The sequence below is a fragment of the Sideroxydans lithotrophicus ES-1 genome (assembly GCF_000025705.1).
Lineage (GTDB): Bacteria > Pseudomonadota > Gammaproteobacteria > Burkholderiales > Gallionellaceae > Sideroxyarcus > Sideroxyarcus lithotrophicus.
On record NC_013959.1, the window covers coordinates 1,482,556 to 1,500,002 of the forward strand.

At 58.4% G+C, this 17,447-nt stretch carries 15 protein-coding genes; 13 read left to right on the forward strand and 2 right to left on the reverse strand.

Features of this window, described 5'->3' with window-relative positions:
• Positions 1–2: 2 nt before the first annotated feature.
• Positions 3–461 (reverse strand): outer membrane lipoprotein, encoded by a 459-nt coding sequence (locus SLIT_RS07315; RefSeq protein ID WP_013029608.1) that lies wholly within the window; start codon positions 459–461, stop codon positions 3–5.
• Positions 458–2,704, reverse strand: a complete 2,247-nt coding sequence (locus SLIT_RS07320; RefSeq protein WP_013029609.1) for a heavy metal translocating P-type ATPase — start codon at positions 2,702–2,704, stop codon at positions 458–460. Before SLIT_RS07320 ends, SLIT_RS07315 begins: the two co-directional genes overlap by 4 nt.
• 135 nt (positions 2,705–2,839) lie before the next feature.
• Here SLIT_RS07320 and SLIT_RS07325 point away from each other — a divergent pair, with 135 nt between their 5' ends.
• From SLIT_RS07325 to SLIT_RS07385, 13 genes are all read left to right on the forward strand, one after another.
• A complete protein-coding gene (locus SLIT_RS07325; protein WP_013029610.1) occupies positions 2,840–3,712 on the forward strand; it encodes an S-methyl-5'-thioadenosine phosphorylase in 873 nt (290 codons plus the stop codon).
• Positions 3,713–3,817: 105 nt separating this feature from the next.
• Positions 3,818–4,456 (forward strand): class II aldolase/adducin family protein, encoded by a 639-nt coding sequence (locus SLIT_RS07330; protein WP_041420805.1) that lies wholly within the window; start codon positions 3,818–3,820, stop codon positions 4,454–4,456.
• Between the two features lie 145 nt (positions 4,457–4,601).
• Positions 4,602–5,129 (forward strand): adenine phosphoribosyltransferase, encoded by a 528-nt coding sequence (locus SLIT_RS07335; protein WP_013029612.1) that lies wholly within the window; start codon positions 4,602–4,604, stop codon positions 5,127–5,129.
• A 167-nt stretch (positions 5,130–5,296) separates the two neighbouring features.
• A complete protein-coding gene (locus SLIT_RS07340; protein ID WP_013029613.1) occupies positions 5,297–5,998 on the forward strand; it encodes a hypothetical protein in 702 nt (233 codons plus the stop codon).
• A gap of 40 nt (positions 5,999–6,038) precedes the next feature.
• A complete protein-coding gene (gene mtnA, locus SLIT_RS07345) occupies positions 6,039–7,130 on the forward strand; it encodes an S-methyl-5-thioribose-1-phosphate isomerase (protein WP_013029614.1) in 1,092 nt (363 codons plus the stop codon).
• Positions 7,131–7,346: 216 nt separating this feature from the next.
• A complete protein-coding gene (rimP, locus tag SLIT_RS07350; RefSeq protein WP_013029615.1) occupies positions 7,347–7,772 on the forward strand; it encodes a ribosome maturation factor RimP in 426 nt (141 codons plus the stop codon).
• A gap of 17 nt (positions 7,773–7,789) precedes the next feature.
• On the forward strand, positions 7,790–9,265 hold the full coding sequence (nusA, locus tag SLIT_RS07355; RefSeq protein WP_013029616.1) for a transcription termination factor NusA: 1,476 nt from the start codon (positions 7,790–7,792) through the stop codon (positions 9,263–9,265).
• A 58-nt stretch (positions 9,266–9,323) separates the two neighbouring features.
• Positions 9,324–11,903, forward strand: a complete 2,580-nt coding sequence (infB, locus tag SLIT_RS07360; RefSeq protein WP_013029617.1) for a translation initiation factor IF-2 — start codon at positions 9,324–9,326, stop codon at positions 11,901–11,903.
• 141 nt (positions 11,904–12,044) lie between these two features.
• Positions 12,045–12,401, forward strand: a complete 357-nt coding sequence (rbfA, locus tag SLIT_RS07365; RefSeq protein ID WP_013029618.1) for a 30S ribosome-binding factor RbfA — start codon at positions 12,045–12,047, stop codon at positions 12,399–12,401.
• Positions 12,385–13,326: a tRNA pseudouridine(55) synthase TruB gene (truB, locus tag SLIT_RS07370; protein ID WP_013029619.1), complete on the forward strand. Its 942-nt coding sequence runs from the start codon at positions 12,385–12,387 to the stop codon at positions 13,324–13,326. Before rbfA ends, truB begins: the two co-directional genes overlap by 17 nt.
• 55 nt (positions 13,327–13,381) lie before the next feature.
• Complete coding sequence (gene rpsO, locus SLIT_RS07375; protein ID WP_013029620.1) at positions 13,382–13,651, forward strand: 30S ribosomal protein S15; 270 nt, start codon at positions 13,382–13,384, stop codon at positions 13,649–13,651.
• A 99-nt stretch (positions 13,652–13,750) separates the two neighbouring features.
• Positions 13,751–15,865, forward strand: coding sequence for a polyribonucleotide nucleotidyltransferase (gene pnp, locus SLIT_RS07380; RefSeq protein WP_150102967.1), 2,115 nt, complete (start codon positions 13,751–13,753; stop codon positions 15,863–15,865).
• 184 nt (positions 15,866–16,049) lie between these two features.
• On the forward strand, positions 16,050–17,414 hold the full coding sequence (locus tag SLIT_RS07385; RefSeq protein ID WP_013029622.1) for a TolC family protein: 1,365 nt from the start codon (positions 16,050–16,052) through the stop codon (positions 17,412–17,414).
• Positions 17,415–17,447 lie beyond the last annotated feature (33 nt).

Genomic DNA, 17,447 nt, shown 5'->3' on the forward strand with positions numbered 1-17,447 from the left:
GCTCAGAACGGAACGACGCGAGTCACACCATCGTTCTCGATGATGCGTACCTTGTCGCCGGCCTTGATATCGATGTCCTTGCTGACGGCTTGTACGACCGAGATGTAACTGCCGTCTTCCAGCTTGATGGAATATTCGTTGCCGTCCTCGCGGGTATAGCCTTCTTCAGCCGCCGCGCCAGCCATACCGCCGACCACGGCCCCCAGGACGGCTGCGACTTGTCCGGTCTTGCCGCCCGAGGCGCCGCTGCCTGCGATACCGCCGACGATGGCACCTGCAGTCGTGCCGACCTGGCTTTGCGTACCCTCGATGCGTACTTTGTGCACGCTTTCGACGGTGCCGACCTTGAAGTGTTGCACCTGTTGCACCTGGTCGCGGCTATAGACGTCGCCGCCTTTTTCGCTGGCACAGCCTGCAAAAAGCAGCGGGGCGGCCAATAGAAATATGAATTTTCCGTTCATGATGTCGTTCCTTGGGAAGATAGTGACGTTTCGGTATTTACTGCAACCGTTTTTTCGACCTCCGAATCGGGCACAGGTTCACCGGGCTTCCATTTTTTCAGCAGCAACGCGTTGCTGACCACCGATACCGAGCTCATCGCCATTGCGCCGCCTGCGATCATCGGGTTGAGCAGGCCGAGCCCGGCGAGCGGAATTCCCAGCACGTTGTAGGCAAAGGCAAAGAACAGGTTCTGGCGGATCTTGGAGAGCGTCACGTGCGACAGGTCGATGGCATCTGCCACGCTGTTCAGGTCGTTGCGCATCAAGGTGATATCCGCCGCCTCGATGGCGATGTCGCTGCCGTTCTTCATGGCGAAGCTGACATCGGCGGCAGCCAGCGCCGGCGCATCGTTGATGCCGTCGCCGACCATGCCGACCAGTGTCTTGTCGTTCTTGAGTGAGGCGACATAACGCGCCTTGTCCTGCGGCGAGACTTCGGCGATGAATTCCTCGATGCCTGCCTGTTCGGCGATGGCCTTGGCGGTGGCCTGATTGTCGCCGCTCAGCATCACTACACGGATGCCCATCCCGCGCAAACGCGCCACGGCGATGCGGCTGCCGGGGCGTATCCTGTCGGCAAAAGCGATATAGCCGAGCAACACCTGCTCGCGCGCAATGGCGATCACTGTCTTGCCTTGTTTCTGCAAGCCGAGTATCGAGCCATCGTCCAGCGCAATACCTTGTTGTGTGATGAAGGACGGGGAACCAAGCAGGTAGGGGATGCCGTCGAGTTTCGCACGCAGCCCGCTGCCGGGCGATTCTTCGAAGTCGGAGACCGGCAATGGCATCGTCGCCTGTGCTTGCGCATGTTCCATCACTGCACCGGACAGCGGATGCGTGGAATGCTGCGCGAGACTTGCGGCGATGCGCAGCAATTCGCCCACGCTGCTGGTTGCGCTCGGGCGCAGGCTGGTAAGGGTGGGTTTGCCCTCGGTCAGCGTGCCGGTCTTGTCCAGTACCAGCACGGCAAGTTTATGCGCGCGTTCCAGTGCCGCCGCATCCTTGACCAATATCCCTTCGCGCGCCGCAAGTCCGCTGGCGACGACGATGGTGACGGGAGTCGCCAAACCCAATGCGCAAGGGCAGGCGATGACCAGCACCGAGACCGCATTGATGATCGCAGAAGAGATATCGCCATCCACCTTGAGCCAGACGAAAAAGGTGAGGGTGGCCAGCACCAATACGACGGGCACAAAGATGCCGGATATCCTGTCGGCCAGTCGCTGGATGGGCGCCTTCGAACCCTGGGCCTGTTCCACCAGCCGCACCACTGCTGCCAACTGAGTATGGCTGCCGACGGCGGTCGCGCGGCACTTGATCATGCCCTGATGGTTGAGCGTGGCAGTGTAGACCTTGTCGTTCGCCTGCTTGCTTTGCGGCATGCTCTCGCCGGTCAGCATGCTTTCATCCATGGTGGAGGCGCCTTCCAGCACCACGCCATCCACCGGCACGTTCTCGCCGGGGCGCACGATGAAGATATCGTCCGGCCGCAGCTGACCTGCCGAGACATCCAGGATCTGCCCGTCGCGTTCCACATGGGCGATCTTGGGCTGGAGCTGGATCAGCTTCTCGATTGCGCTCGATGCCTTGGCCTTGGCGCCCATTTCCAGCAGTTTACCCATCAGCACCAAGGTGATGAGTACCGCACTGGATTCGAAATAGACCGGCTGGTGGATGTCGAAAATGACGATGGCGACACTGAGGAAATAGGCGGCACTGGTGCCCAATGCCACCAGCAAGTCCATGTTGCCGCTGCCATGCTTGATGCTGGCCCAGGCACCGCGATAGAAACGGGCACCGATCCAGAACTGCACGGGCGTAGCCAGAATCCATGCCGCCCAGGTCGGGAGCGAGAGATGGATGTCGAACGGCATCAGCAGCATCTCCAGCACCATCGGCGCGATGAGCGCCAACGATATGAAGAAGCGCAGTTTTTCCTGCTGGTAGGCTTTGAGCCGGTCCGCTTTTTCGGCGGCAAAATCGCGTGATACATGCGCATCGAAACCGGTATCGCGCACCGCCTTGATGAGTTCGTCCACATTTGTATGGTTGGGATCGAAGGTCACGCTGGCTTTTTCGGTGGCCAGATTGACCACTGCAGTGACCTCAGGCAGCTGATTCAATGCTTTTTCCAGACGAGAAGAACATGATGCACAACGCATGCCGACGATCTGGAGGTCGGCGTGATTTTCTGCTTGGGACATGGATAATGACTCTTGGAATGAATAATCAAAAGATACGCCCGAGCGACATTCTTGTCTATCTTGCCTGTCATTGACCTTGAGTAGAACGAGGTTTCCTGTTTCAATCCTGCCTCATTTCAGTGGCAGGGAATAGCAATGGCACAAGCAAGCATCGGCATCATCGGGGGGAGCGGTGTGTATGACATCGCCGGGCTGGAGCACAAACGCTGGGAAAAGGTCGAATCGTCATTCGGCGCACCGTCGGACGAACTGCTGTTCGGCGAGCTCAACGGCGTGAAACTGGCCTTCCTGCCGCGCCATGGCAGAGGGCACAAGATTCCGCCGTCCGAGATCAACTTCCGCGCCAACATCGACGTGCTCAAGCGCGTCGGCGTGAGCGATGTCATCTCGGTCAGCGCGGTCGGTTCGTTGCGCGAGCACCTGCCGCCGGGCACCTTCGTCATCGTCGACCAGTTCATCGACCGCACCTTCGCGCGCGAAAAATCCTTCTTCGGTACGGGATTGGTCGCGCATGTTTCGATGGCGCATCCGGTGTGCAAGCGCTTGGGCGACCATATCGAAGTGGCGGCCAGGGAAGCAGGCATATCTGCCATGCGCGGGGGCACTTATTTGGTGATGGAGGGGCCGCAGTTCAGCAGCCTGGCCGAATCCGAACTCTACCGCAGCTGGGGTTGTGACGTGATCGGCATGACCAACATGCCCGAAGCCAAGCTCGCGCGCGAGGCCGAGCTCTGCTACGCCACCGTGGCCATGGTCACCGACTACGACTGCTGGCATCCGAACCATGACGATGTCACCGTGGAGCAGATCATCAAGGTGCTGCTGGCGAACGCAGATAAGGCCAAAAGCCTGGTGAAGCATGTCGTGCCGCACATCGGTGCGGATGCCAAGGCCTGCGAGTGCGGGTGCCGTAGCGCCTTGCAATACGCGCTCATCACCGCACCGGAAGCTCGCGATGCGGCGATGAAAAAGAAGCTGCAGGCCATCGCTGGGCGCGTGCTGAAATAATGTTGTCACACCGGCGAAGGCCGGTGTCTGGTTATATAAAATCAGTGGATTCAGGCCTTTGCCGGAATGACGAACGATTTTGAATGTTTATATGTAGGCAACGAAATGACCGAACAAACATTACGCCAGCAACTGCTGGACACCTCCCGCCGCATGGTCGAACTCGGCCTCAATCGCGGCACGGCAGGCAACGCCTCGGTGCGCCACGGCAGCGACATCCTTATCACGCCTTCCGCCTTGCCTGTGGCCGAGATGACCGAGCGGGACCTGGTGCTAATCGACAAGGAAGGCAAGGTGCTGCAAGGCCGCAAGCCTTCCAGCGAGTGGCGCTTCCATTGCGACATATTGAATGCCCGCCCCGAGATCGGTGCCGTGCTGCACATGCACTCCACCTTCGCCACCACCATCGCCTGCCTGGGCCGCGACGTGCCAGCCGTGCATTACCACATCGCCATCGCGGGTGGTGACAGCATCCGCTGTACACCTTACACCATCTTCGGCGAGCAGAACCTGTCCGACCTCGCACTGGAAGCACTGCGCGACCGCAAGGCCTGCCTGCTGGGCAACCACGGAATGATCGCGCTGGGCAAGGACCTGGACGATGCGCTGTCCGTCGCGCAGGAAGTCGAATATTTGTGCGAGATTTACTGGCGAGCATTGTCGGTAGGGGAGCCGAAGATACTTACCGCACAGCAGATGCATGAAGTGAAAGAGAAGTTCGTGGAGTACAAAAAGCGCGACTAAATGAAGTTTGAGATTTGCAACGGACATTCCCCCATCCCAACCTTTCCCTCGCGGGAGAAGGGTTCAACTTCCCTCTCCCACCGGGGGAGGGAATGAGGGTGGGGGAACCAGCTTTAATCAACCTGAGTAGAAATTAGGAACCACCATGCCCATCAAATCCCGAGTCCGTACCGTCCCCCATTACCCCAAACAAGGCATCATGTTCCGCGACATCACCACGGTGCTCAAGGACCCCATCGGCCTGCGCGCCACCATCGATGAACTGGTGCGCCGCTACAAGGACGTGAAAATCGACAAGATCGCCGGCATCGAATCGCGCGGCTTCATCATCGGTACGCCGCTGGCCTACGCGCTCGGCGTCGGCTTCGTGCCCATCCGCAAAAAAGGCAAACTTCCCGCCGAAACCATCGGCCACGACTACGCACTCGAATACGGCACCGACCGCATCGAGATCCACACCGACGCGATCTCCAAAGGCGAAAAAGTTCTGCTGGTGGACGATCTCATCGCCACCGGTGGCACGGCCGAAGCTGCCGTCATCCTGATCGAGAAGATGGGCGGCAAGATCATCGAATGCTGCTTTATGATCGACCTGCCGGATATCGGCGGTCGTGCGCGGCTGGAGAAACGCGGGCACAAGGTGTTTGCCTTGTGCGAGTTTGAGGGTGATTAATGGAACCTGCAAAAATCTACTGCGCGATTCGATAGCGGCGTTGCGCGGTACTCGAAATCCTCATGTACTTTAAGTACATTCCGGTTTCTCCGTTCCGTGCGCCTTGCTATCGAGTCGCTCGCTACGATTTTTATCAGGTTCCATAAGGCCAATATCTGGGTGGCAGTATGACGAACGAAAAATTCCATACAAAGGCAGAAGAGCATCTCCATACGAGAGAGCATTTTCGTGGCTTAGTGACCCAACAATTTTTATCTCACCATAAAGATGTAAATATTCTTGTGGCTTCAATGCACGAAATTGTAGCCAGTATGGTGACGTTTCTAGCAGATCAAGATATTGGAAAGATTAGAAACGGGGAATATATAGTTAAATTAGCCAGTTCTTTTTGTAGGTCTTACTTTATTGCGGCAGACCTTACACTTTGCGGTGAGCTAACCGATGCTGCCGTAATAGTTCGCAAACAAATGGAACTGCTAGCGCGGTTAAATGAACTGACTGCGGGCTTGGATGTGAACTCTCTAATTAATAAAACACCTCAACTTAAATATCTCAAAGGCGCGTTAAAGAAACAGTATGGTGCATATTCCAAAGTGGCTCATTCTTCGAGTCTTGAAGGTATGATTCTCCTAGGTGAGGAAGTAACTGAAGATGGAGTCTTCACGCCTCTTCATCCTGTATTTCAGGAAAATGCCTACGTTAGCTTGCATCATCTATTTCTAACGGAGATTGGCTTCTTCATGTGGGCTATGGAATTTTATCGAAAGCACTTTCCCAATTACGATAGCACTTATGATTTGCGATATTTCTCCCTTGCTATTGATCGGCACCAAAAAATATTCCCTTTAAATAAATCGAGCTTAGCGTAGGTAACGCTGCGCTTCACCCAAGTACATTTGAGAAAGTGATATGAAAATCGAAACCCTGCGCTGGTTCAACGACCGGCTGGAGATGATAGACCAGCGCATCCTGCCTGCTGCCTTTGAATATTTGAGTTACTACTCGGCAGCTTCGGTGGCGGAAGGCATCCGCAGCATGGTGGTGCGCGGTGCGCCGGCCATCGGTGTGGCGGCGGCTTATGGGGTGGCGCTGGAGGCGTTGCGATTGTCAGAGGAGCCGTCCACCCTTCGATCCTTCGACAAACTCAGGACAGGCGGAGCTCAGGGCGAACGGACTGAGTTTGATAAAGGCATGGAAGAAGGCTTTACCGTGCTGGCCGCTAGCCGCCCAACGGCGGTGAACCTGTTCTGGGCCTTGCAGCGCATGCGCAAGGTGTGGGTGAGCGTGGCGACGCAAACGCCGCAGCAGGTCGCGCAGCGTTTGCTAGCCGAGGCACACGAGATACTGGCCGAGGACATCCGCATCAACAAGGCGATGGGCGCGAACGGCGCGGCCTTGTTGAAGGACGGGGCGCGGGTGTTGACGCATTGCAACGCAGGGGCGCTGGCAACCGCAGGCTGGGGGACGGCGCTGGGGGTGTTCCGTTCGGCGGTGGAGGCGGGCAAGAAGATCTCGGTCATTGCCGACGAGACGCGGCCTTTCCTGCAAGGGGCGCGACTGACGGCGTGGGAGATGGTGCAGGAGAATATCCCGGTGACGCTGATCACCGACAACATGGCCGGTCACCTGATGGCACACGGCGAGGTGGATGCCGTGGTGGTGGGTACGGATCGCGTGGCGGCCAACGGCGATGTGGCGAACAAGATCGGTACCTACATGGTGGCGGTGCTGGCGAAACGGCACAACATCCCGTTCTATGTGGCGTGTCCGCTTTCGACCATCGACTTGAACATCGCCACGGGCGCGGATATTCCCATCGAGGAGCGCTCGGTGGACGAGGTGAAGGGCTTCCGCGATAACCATTGGGCGGCGCAGGGGGTGAAGATCCGCAATCCGGCCTTTGATGTGACTCCGGCCGAACTGGTGACGGGGCTTATCACTGAAAAGGGTGTGATTTTGCAGCCGGATGTGCAAGGCATTCGGAAGTTGATGGCGGGATGAACGTTTGATGACTTTGCCCCCTCGCCCAGACGGGGAGAGGGTTGGGGAGAGGGGAATGGTTGAAATGCGCCCTTCTTCCTGACCTGCTCTCACAGGGAGATGGGATGAGTTTAGCTATCTTCCTTAAATACCTGTTTCCATTGGCCTGACCTTTTGGTACAATCCGCGCCGTTTTCAGATGGGCTTCGAGCCCGTTTTTTATTTGTGGGTGCGAATATGGATGTGGCGAAGCTGGTAGAGACGACACTGGCCGGTATGGGCTACGAGTTGGTCGATCTGGAAGTGTCCGGTCGCGGGCTGATGCGCGTGTTCATGGACAAGCCGGACGGCATCTCGGTGGAAGACTGCGAGCGCGTGAGCAACCAACTGGTGCGCCTGTTCACGGTGGAAGGGGTGGAATACGAACGCCTCGAAGTCTCTTCGCCGGGACTGGATCGTGTGCTGAAGAAAGAATCCGATTTTGTGCGGTTTGCCGGGCAGAAGGCGCAGATCAAGGTGCGCGTGCCGCTGGCAGGGCGCAAGAACTTTGCCGGCATCATCGGCGAAGTGAAGGATGGCGTAGTGCAGTTGGATGTGGATGGCAGCCTGGTAGCAATTGAGCTGTCGAATATGGATAAGGCACGTTTGGTGCCCGTGTTTTGAAGTAGTTGGAGAAAGCTATGAGCCGTGAAGTTCTGTTGTTGGTAGATGCCTTGGCGCGTGAGAAGAACGTGGACAAGGAGATCGTGTTTGGTGCGCTGGAATCGGCATTGGCCTCTGCTACCAAGAAACGCTTTTCAGATGAAGAGGCGGATGTGCGCGTGAGCATCGATCGCCAGTCCGGCGAGTACGAATCGTTCCGTCGCTGGCAGGTGATGGACGACGAGACGTTCGAGACGCCCGAGCTGCACATCAAGCTTGAAGAGGCGCAGAAACGCGATCCGCATATCCAGCTGGAAGAGTTCATCGAAGAGCCGCTGGAGAACATCGATTTCGGCCGCATCGGCGCACAGGCTGCGAAACAGGTGATCTTTCAGAAGATCCGCGATGCGGAACGCGAACAGATCCTCGCCGACTTCATGGAACGCAACGAGCACCTGGTGTCCGGCACCATCAAGCGCATCGAACGCGGCAACGCCATCGTCGAATTCGGCAAGATCGAAGCGCTGCTGCCGCGCGACCAGATGATCCCGAAAGAGAACCTGCGCGTCGGCGACCGTGTGCGCGCCTATCTGCTGCGCGTGGACCGCACCGTACGCGGTCCGCAGATCATCCTGTCGCGTATCACCACCGAATTCCTGAGCAAGCTGTTCGAGCTGGAAGTGCCCGAGATCGAGGAGGGGCTGCTGGAGATCGTCAGCGCCGCACGCGATCCCGGTTCGCGCGCCAAGATCGCGGTGCGCAGCCACGACCAGCGTCTCGATCCGATCGGCACCTGTGTCGGTATGCGCGGTTCGCGCGTGCAGGCCGTGACCAACGAATTGGCGGGTGAGCGCGTCGACATCATCCTGTGGTCGGAAGAGCCGGCAACCTATGTCATCAATGCCCTGGCTCCGGCCGAGGTGACCAGCATCGTGGTGGATGAAGAGAAGCACAGCATGGATGTGGTGGTCGAGGAAGAGAACCTGGCGCAGGCCATCGGCCGCGGCGGCCAGAACGTCCGTCTCGCCAGCGACATGACCGGCTGGGAGATCAACCTGATGACGGTGGAGCAATCCGCCGAGAAGAACGAGCAGGAATTCTCCAAGATCCGCGACCTGTTCGTTGCCAAACTGGATGTGGACGAGGAAGTCGCCGATATCCTGGTGCAGGAAGGCTTCAATACGCTGGAAGAAGTAGCTTATGTGCCGCTGGAAGAGATGCAGGCAATCGAATCTTTCGACGAGGCGACTGTCAATGAGTTGCGCAGCCGCGCACGCAATGCGCTGCTGACCGCCGCTATCGTCAACGAAGAGCAGGTCGAGCATAACATCGAGGACTTGCTGAAGATCGCTGGCATGGACGAAGAGACGGCGCGTACCTTGGCGGGCAAGGGTGTCGGCACGCAGGAGCAGTTGGCCGATCTGGACGGCGATGAACTGGTTGAAATGACCGGGATGGACGCGGAGCGCGCAAATCAGTTGATCATGACGGCACGCGCGCCCTGGTTCGTTTAAGTCCGAAGCGCAAGAAGCAAAGGTTATCCGTAGTCAGGTATTGGTTTAAGGGGTCGTAATGGGAAAAATGAACGTCGCGCAATTTGCGGGTGAGCTGGGGCTGCCGGTCGAACTGCTATTGGAGCAGTTGCAATCGGCTGGAGTCACTAAGCAGAAAGAGACCGACTCCATTTCGGAACAGGACAAGGCGCAACTGCTCGAACACCTGCGCGGTGCACATGGCGCAAGCAAGAGCAAGATCACACTGACGCGCCGCGAAACGACTGCCATCAAGAAGGCGGACAGTACGGGCAAATCGCGCACCATCCAGGTGGAAGTGCGCAAGAAACGTACCGTTGCAGCTGCGCCGATCGCTGAAGCTCCTGCAGCTGTAACAGCTCCGGTAGCTGAGGAAGTCAAGCCGGGCAAACCGGCAAGGAAAGTGCTCGACGAACAGGAACAGAAGGCGCGCGAAGAAGAGGCGCGTCTGCAAGCGGAATTGGCGGCACGCCAGGCTGCCGACGTACTTGCCAAACAGGAGCGCAGCAAACGCAAGATCGCTGCCGCAGAACCGGTTCCGGCCCCTGCGCCTGAGCCAGTCGCCGAAGCCAAGCCAGCCGTTGCCGCACCGGCAGTGGCGGCGCCACCTGAAGGAACTTTGCATAAGCCGACGCTCAAGCCCGGCGACAAGGTGGCACGGCCGACCAAGAAGACAGAAAAGCCCTCAGCCAAGGACAGTCCCTGGGATGAGGCCGGACACAAAAAGCGTCCTCCATCGCGCAGCACGGATACCCGTGCCGGATTGGGCGGGCGTACTGGCGGCAGCGCGATTCGTGCGCCGCGTCATGACAAACACAGCAAACCCGAAGCGGCACATGCGTTCTCTTTGCCGACCGAGCCGATCATGCAGGAAGTGATGGTTCCGGAAACCATCACCGTTGCGGAGTTGGCGCAGAAGATGTCGATCAAGGCTGCCGAGATCATCAAGACATTGATGAAGATGGGTTCCATGGTCACCATCAACCAGGTGCTGGATCAGGAGACCGCGATGATCGTGGTCGAGGAACTGGGGCACAAGGCGATTCAGGCCAAGCCGGACGATCCCGACGCGTTCCTGCTGGAAGCCGTCGATCATGGCGACGTGGTGATGGAATCTCGTGCGCCGGTAGTGACCGTGATGGGCCACGTCGACCACGGCAAGACTTCCTTGCTGGACTATATCCGCCGCACGCGCGTGGCGAGCGGCGAGGCGGGCGGCATCACCCAGCATATTGGCGCCTATCACGTGGATACGCCGCGCGGCATGATCACTTTCCTCGATACCCCAGGCCACGAGGCGTTTACGGCGATGCGTGCGCGCGGCGCCAAGGCGACCGATATCGTGATCCTGGTGGTGGCGGCTGACGACGGCGTGATGCCGCAGACCAAGGAAGCGATCCACCACGCCAAGGCGGCCGAAGTGCCTATCGTGGTGGCGATCACCAAGATCGACAAACCGGATGCCAATTCCGAGCGCGTGCGCCAGGAACTGGTGGCGGAAGGCGTTGTTCCGGAAGACTGGGGCGGCGATGCGATGTTTGTCGAGGTGTCTGCCAAGACCGGACAGGGTATCGACACCTTGCTGGAAGGCATCCTGCTGCAGGCCGAAGTGCTGGAACTGAAGGCGCCGAAGAACGCCAGCGCCAAGGGCGTGGTGGTCGAAGCTCGTCTGGACAAGGGCAAGGGCGCCGTGGCGACCCTGCTGGTGCAATCCGGTACGTTGAAGCGCGGCGACGCGATCCTGGTCGGTTCCGTGTCCGGGCGCGTGCGCGCCATGCTGGACGAGAACGGCAAAGTGATCGACGAAGCGGGCCCCTCGATCCCGGTCGAGATACAGGGGTTGTCAGAAGTGCCGGTCGCCGGCGCCGATTTCCTGGTGCTGGCCGACGAGAAGAAGGCGCGTGAGATCGCGCTGTTCCGTCAGGGCAAGTTCCGCGACGTGAAGCTGGCGAAGCAGCAGGCTGCCAAGCTGGAGAACATGTTCGAACAGATGGGCGAAGGCGAAGTGCGCACCCTGTCGCTGATCGTGAAAGCCGACGTGCAGGGTTCGCTCGAGGCGATCGCCGGATCGCTACAGAAACTGTCCACGGCCGAGGTCAAGGTCAGCATCATCCACAGTGGTGTGGGCGCGATCTCCGAATCCGACGTCAACCTGGCGCTGGCCTCCAAGGCGATCATCATCGGTTTCAATTCGCGTGCCGATGCGACAGCGCGCCGTCTGGCGGAATCGTCAGGTGTGGATATCCGTTACTACAACATCATCTATGCGATGGTGGACGAGATCAAGGCGGCGTTGTCCGGCATGCTGGCGCCGGAGAAGAAGGAAAGCATCATCGGCATGGTCGAAGTGCGCCAGGTGTTCCACATCTCCAAGGTGGGCACGATCGCTGGTTGCTACGTCACCGAGGGCATGATCAAGCGTTCTTCCAGCGTGCGCGTGTTGCGTAACAACGTGGTGATCCATACCGGCGAACTGGATTCGTTGAAACGCTTCAAGGACGATGCCAAGGAAGTCAAATCCAACTTCGAATGCGGCCTGTCATTGAAGGGCTACAACGATCTTGAAGTCGGCGACCAGCTGGAAGTGTTCGAGATCGTTGAAGTGGCGCGGGCGCTGTGAAAAACTGCTGCGAGGCGATGATGCTGCGTTGGAAAACGTCTCAGAATGCTCATTTACTCCATGTAAACTCCGCTTCTGAGACGTTTTCCGCCTTGCCTGATCGCCTCTCGCGACGTTTTTCATTTTTTGGTAATTGACTTTATGGCAAAGGATTTCGCCAGGACAGACCGCATCGCCGAGCAGATCCAGCGTGAACTGGCCGAACTGATTCGTCTGGAAGTGAAAGACCCGCGTGTGCGCAAAGTCACCCTGACAGGAGTGACAGTGACCAACGACCATGCCCATGCCAAGGTGTTCTACACCTCGCTGGATGGCGACAGCCCCGACCTCCTGCTGGGGCTGGAGCGTGCGGCTGGCTTTTTGCGCAGCCAATTGGCGCACGCCATGAAGCTGCGCATCACTCCCCAGTTGCATTTTGTATACGACGCCTCCGTCGAGCGCGGCGCGCATCTCTCCCAGTTGATCGATCAAGCGGTTGCGAGTGACAAAAAAGACTGAGCAATTCAAACGCGTCAAAAGGCCGCTAGATGGCGTCCTGCTGTTCGACAAGCCGCTGGAGCTCAGTTCCAACACCGCCCTGCAAAAAGTCCGCCGTCTATATGGCGCCGAAAAGGCCGGACATACCGGCACGCTCGATCCTCTGGCCACCGGCCTGTTGCCGGTCTGTTTCGGCGAAGCCACCAAATTCACCACTGCCTTGCTGGATGCCGACAAGCGATATCGCGCGACGATACGCTTGGGGCAGCGCACGACGACGGGCGATGCCGAAGGCGAGATCACCGAAACGCGCCAGGTCGAAGTGAACGAAACGCAAGCTCGGGCAGTACTGGCGATGTTCATGGGCGAAACGCAACAGCTGCCGCCCATGCACAGTGCCATCAAACATCAGGGCAGGCCGCTGTATGAATATATCCGCAAGGGCGAAACCGTGGAACGCGAGCTGCGCCCGGTGTTTATTCGCGAATTGACGCTGGAACGACTGCAGGGAGACGAACTGGAATTCAGCGTGCTGTGCAGCAAGGGGACATATGTCCGCACGCTGGCGGAAGATATCAGTGAAAAACTGGGTTGCGGTGGACACTTGGTCGCCTTGCGGCGTACCGGAATCGGCGAGTTCAGCCTGAAGGATGCCTATACCCTCGCTCAGCTTGAGGGGATGGATGATGTGCAACGCGATGCCAGCCTGTTGCCGCTGGATAGACTGGTACAGAACCTGCCGAGGCTGGAGCTGGATGAAGTTCAGGCGAATCGGCTTGCACAAGGACAAAGATTGGGGTTGAGCGATATGTACCCTGACGGGAAACGGCGTCTGTACGCCGCCGGACGATTCATCGGCCTGGGCGACCTGGAGGGCGGGCGGCTGTCTCCGAGCCGCCTGCTGTCCAGTGTGGCCAAGATGGCTGCAAAGCGCGAATCAGCTTGAGCGGAGACCCCATTCGGGGGTAGAATGCCGCACTTTTTATTGGAGAGAGAAGTCAATGTCTATTACCGCTGCACAAAAATCGCAGATCGTGGCCGATTATCAACGCGCCAAGGGCGATACCGGCTCCCCGGAAGTACAAGTTGCCCTGATGACGGCACGTATCAATTACCTGACCGATCATTTCAAGGAACACAACAAGGATCACCACTCCCGTCGTGGTCTGCTGCGTCTGGTCAGTCGCCGCCGCAAGCTGCTTGATTACCTGAAGAGCAAGAATGAAGACGGTTACAAAGAGCTGATCAAGCGTCTGGATCTGCGTAAGTAACGAGGTTTGCAAGCGGGTCGCGAATGCGGCCCGCTTCGTTTTGGTTGTCGTTTCAGCATGCGGGCCACTCGGTTCGTGTACACAATGGAGAGCGCTATCTTGAGTCACTATAAAAAAACCCTGAGCTACGGCAAACATCAATTGACGCTGGAGACCGGCGAGATCGCGCGCCAGTCCAGCGGCGCAATCATGGTCAGCCTGGATGACACTGTGGTGCTGGTCACTGTGGTGGGACGCAAGGATGCCAAGCCCGACCAGGATTTCTTTCCGCTGACCGTGGATTACCAGGAACGCACTTATGCCGCAGGCAAGATCCCCGGCGGCTTCTTCAAGCGCGAAGGCCGTCCCAGCGAAAAGGAAATCTTGACCTCGCGCCTGATCGACCGTCCGCTGCGCCCGCTGTTCCCGGAAAGTTTCTACAACGAAGTGCAGATCGTGGCGACCGTGATGTCATCAGATCCGCAGATCGATTCCGACATCCCCGCCATGATCGGCGCTTCAGCAGCGCTGGCGATCTCCGGCATCCCGTTCGATGGCCCCATCGGCGCAGCGCGCGTGGGTTATCTCAATGGCCAATATGTGCTTAACCCGACCAAGGATGAGCTGGTCGAGTCGAAGATGGACCTGGTGGTTGCCGGTACAGCGAAGGCGGTGCTGATGGTGGAATCCGAAGCCCAGGAGCTGTCGGAAGATGTGATGCTGGGCGCTGTGGTGTTCGGCCACGAGCAGATGCAGGCCGTGATCAATGCGATCAACGAAATGGCCGATTCCGTCGGTCAGGACGACTGGGACTGGACGCCGGCTCCGAAGAACGAGGCACTGATCGCCAGGATCAATGCGCTGGCAGAGAACGAGCTGAAAGCCGCATATGCTGTGCGCCAGAAACAGGCGCGTACCCAGCAAGTGGATGCGATCCGTGCCAAGGTATCCGAAGCGCTGGCAACTCCGGAATTCGAGAATGTCTCCAGGAACGAGATCGGCGAACTGTTCAGCGCGCTGGAAGCCAAGATCGTGCGCGGTCAGATCCTCAGCGGCGAACCGCGCATCGACGGTCGCGACACTCGCACCGTGCGCCCGATCACTATCCGTACCGGCGTGCTGCCGCGTACCCATGGTTCCGTATTGTTTACCCGCGGCGAGACACAGGCGCTGGTGGTGGCGACGCTGGGTTCCATGCGCGATTCGCAAACCATCGACGCACTGCAGGGCGAGTATTCCGACCGCTTCATGCTGCATTACAACTTCCCGCCGTACTCCACCGGTGAAACCGGTCGAGTGGGCACGCCGAAGCGCCGCGAGATCGGCCACGGCCGTCTGGCCAAACGCGCCTTGGTGGCCGTGTTGCCGAGCGAGGAAGAATGCGGCTACGCGATCCGCGTGGTGTCCGAGATCACCGAATCCAACGGTTCCAGCTCCATGGCGTCCGTGTGCGGCGGTTGCCTGTCGCTGATGGACGCAGGCGTGCCGGTGAAGACCCATGTGGCGGGTATCGCCATGGGCCTGATCAAGGACGGCGGCCGTTTTGCCGTGCTGACCGACATCCTGGGCGACGAAGATCACCTCGGCGACATGGACTTCAAGGTGGCTGGCTCCGACAAGGGCATCACGGCGCTGCAGATGGACATCAAGATCAACGGCATCACCAAGGAGATCATGCAGGTCGCCTTGAGCCAGGCCAAGGAAGGCCGTCTGCATATCCTCGGCATCATGAAGCAGGCGATGCCGTCCGTGCGTCCTGAAGTCTCCGACTTCGCGCCGCGCATGATCAAGATGAAGATCAATCCGGAAAAGATCCGCGACGTGATCGGCAAGGGCGGTGCGGTGATCCGTGCATTGACCGAAGAGACCGGCACGACCATCGACATCGACGATGAAGGCAATATCACCATCGCCTGCGTGAGCGGCGATGCGGGCGAACTGGCGAAGAAGCGCATCGAGGATATCGTGGCCGAAGTGGAAGTTGGCAAGATCTACGAAGGTCCGGTGGTCAAGCTGCTGGATTTCGGTGCGCTGGTCAACATTTTGCCGGGCAAGGATGGTTTGCTGCATATCTCGCAAATCTCGCACGAGCGTATCGCCAATGTGTCAGACCATCTGAAAGAAGGCCAAGTGGTCAAGGTCAAGGTGCTGGAAGTGGACGACAAGGGCCGCATGCGTCTAAGCATGAAGGCGTTGTTGCCACAACCGGAAGCAGCCGCACCTGCTGCCGAATAATTCGGAGACCGATGTCATTCAAGCCCCGCTTCGAGCGGGGCTTTTTATTGAAATTCATTGTACAAAATTGTATCAATGCACCCAATTCGATGATTTTGTTATAGGGTAGAGACCGTGCATACACAACCTCTGCCCGAATTTGCCTGATAACGTGATTCGATATCGATTTCATCTATTGCTATTGATGTTTCTGGCGACATTGTTGCCATTGGCTGCCTGTGCGGCTGGCGATCCCCTTTCAACCGGCCAATACATGGAGCCGGGAGAATTCCCCCAAACGGCAGATACCGGCAACTGTGACCGGGACAAGATCAGCAAGCCATTGAACCTGGCCGACGTGGTCGATCTGGCCTTGTGCAACAATCCCCAGACGCGTTCCTTGTGGGCAAGCGCACGTGCCGAGGCGGCGAATGTGGGTGTCGCCATGTCGGCCTATTTGCCTACGCTTTCGGCTCAAGGCAGCCTGTCGCGCAATTTCTCCAATTCGGCCGGACAGAAGAACAGTTACAACTCGCGTAACGCCAGCCTGACTGCAAGCTATTTGCTGTTTGATTTCGGCGGCCGTTCCGCGACGCTGGAAAATGCCAAACAACTGTTGGTGGCGGCGAGCGCGACGCGCGATGCGACGCTGCAGGCCAACTTCCTGACTGCCGTGCAATCCTACTATGCATTGCTGTCCGCCCGAGCCAATGTGGATGCATTGCAGATTGCCGAGGCTTCGGCCAAGGAAAGCCTGGCTGCAGCCGACGCCCGCTATATGGCTGGAGTCGCCACGCCGGCAGACAAATTGCAGGCGCAGACAGCGTTGTCCCAGGCCAGGCTCAATCTGATCACGGCACAGGGCAATGAACGCTCCGCTCAGGGCACGTTGGCAAATATCATGGGATTCGACGCCAGTCAGCCGTTTTTACTGGCGACCTTGCCGGAATCGACGCCCGATCCTTTCATTGAGCAGGACATCGGGAAACTGATCGAAGAGGCACGCCGGAAACGCCCCGATCTGCAGGCTGCAGAGGCGCAGATCAAAGCTGCCGAAGCGCAACTCACTGCGACCCGTGCAACGGGCTTGCCAACGGTGAGTCTGGGGGCATCGACCGGAACCCAGAATATTTCCGGAGCGCCCAGTACCAATAGCAGCAGTATCGGCGTAACGCTCAATGTGCCCTTGTTCACTGGCACACGCAACACCTATCAGAACCGTGCCGCCGAGTTTCAGTTGGAGGGCAAGGTGGCAGCGCGCGAACTGCTAGCCAACCAGATCGCGCTGGACGTCTGGAAGTCCTATCAGACCTTGTTGACCAATAGCCAGTCGCTGATCGCTGCCAGCGACCTGGTGGCGTCGGCAGAGCAGTCAGAACGAATGACGCTGGGCCGTTATAAGGCGGGGGTTGCGAACATGTCCATACTGGATGTGCTGAATGCGCAAAGTGCCTTGGCTAGCGCCCGGCAACAGCGCGTGGCAGCGCTGTACAACTTCAAATCGAGCAGACTGGCATTGGCGCAAGCGATCGGTCAGCTTGACTTGACCAGGCTGGATGCAGGTAACTGAAGCAGCAGGGATAGCACGATACTTCACATCGGG

Coding starts and splice junctions, on each gene's coding strand:
- rpsO (WP_013029620.1), top strand. CDS start 13,382: ATGTCTATTACCGCTGCACAAAAATCGCAGATCGTGGCCGATTATCAA.
- rimP (WP_013029615.1), top strand. CDS start 7,347: ATGGATGTGGCGAAGCTGGTAGAGACGACACTGGCCGGTATGGGCTAC.
- SLIT_RS07325 (WP_013029610.1), top strand. CDS start 2,840: ATGGCACAAGCAAGCATCGGCATCATCGGGGGGAGCGGTGTGTATGAC.
- mtnA (WP_013029614.1), top strand. CDS start 6,039: ATGAAAATCGAAACCCTGCGCTGGTTCAACGACCGGCTGGAGATGATA.
- SLIT_RS07315 (WP_013029608.1), bottom strand. CDS start 461: ATGAACGGAAAATTCATATTTCTATTGGCCGCCCCGCTGCTTTTTGCA.
- SLIT_RS07335 (WP_013029612.1), top strand. CDS start 4,602: ATGCCCATCAAATCCCGAGTCCGTACCGTCCCCCATTACCCCAAACAA.
- SLIT_RS07385 (WP_013029622.1), top strand. CDS start 16,050: ATGTTTCTGGCGACATTGTTGCCATTGGCTGCCTGTGCGGCTGGCGAT.
- SLIT_RS07330 (WP_041420805.1), top strand. CDS start 3,818: ATGACCGAACAAACATTACGCCAGCAACTGCTGGACACCTCCCGCCGC.
- SLIT_RS07320 (WP_013029609.1), bottom strand. CDS start 2,704: ATGTCCCAAGCAGAAAATCACGCCGACCTCCAGATCGTCGGCATGCGT.
- rbfA (WP_013029618.1), top strand. CDS start 12,045: ATGGCAAAGGATTTCGCCAGGACAGACCGCATCGCCGAGCAGATCCAG.
- infB (WP_013029617.1), top strand. CDS start 9,324: ATGGGAAAAATGAACGTCGCGCAATTTGCGGGTGAGCTGGGGCTGCCG.
- SLIT_RS07340 (WP_013029613.1), top strand. CDS start 5,297: ATGACGAACGAAAAATTCCATACAAAGGCAGAAGAGCATCTCCATACG.
- nusA (WP_013029616.1), top strand. CDS start 7,790: ATGAGCCGTGAAGTTCTGTTGTTGGTAGATGCCTTGGCGCGTGAGAAG.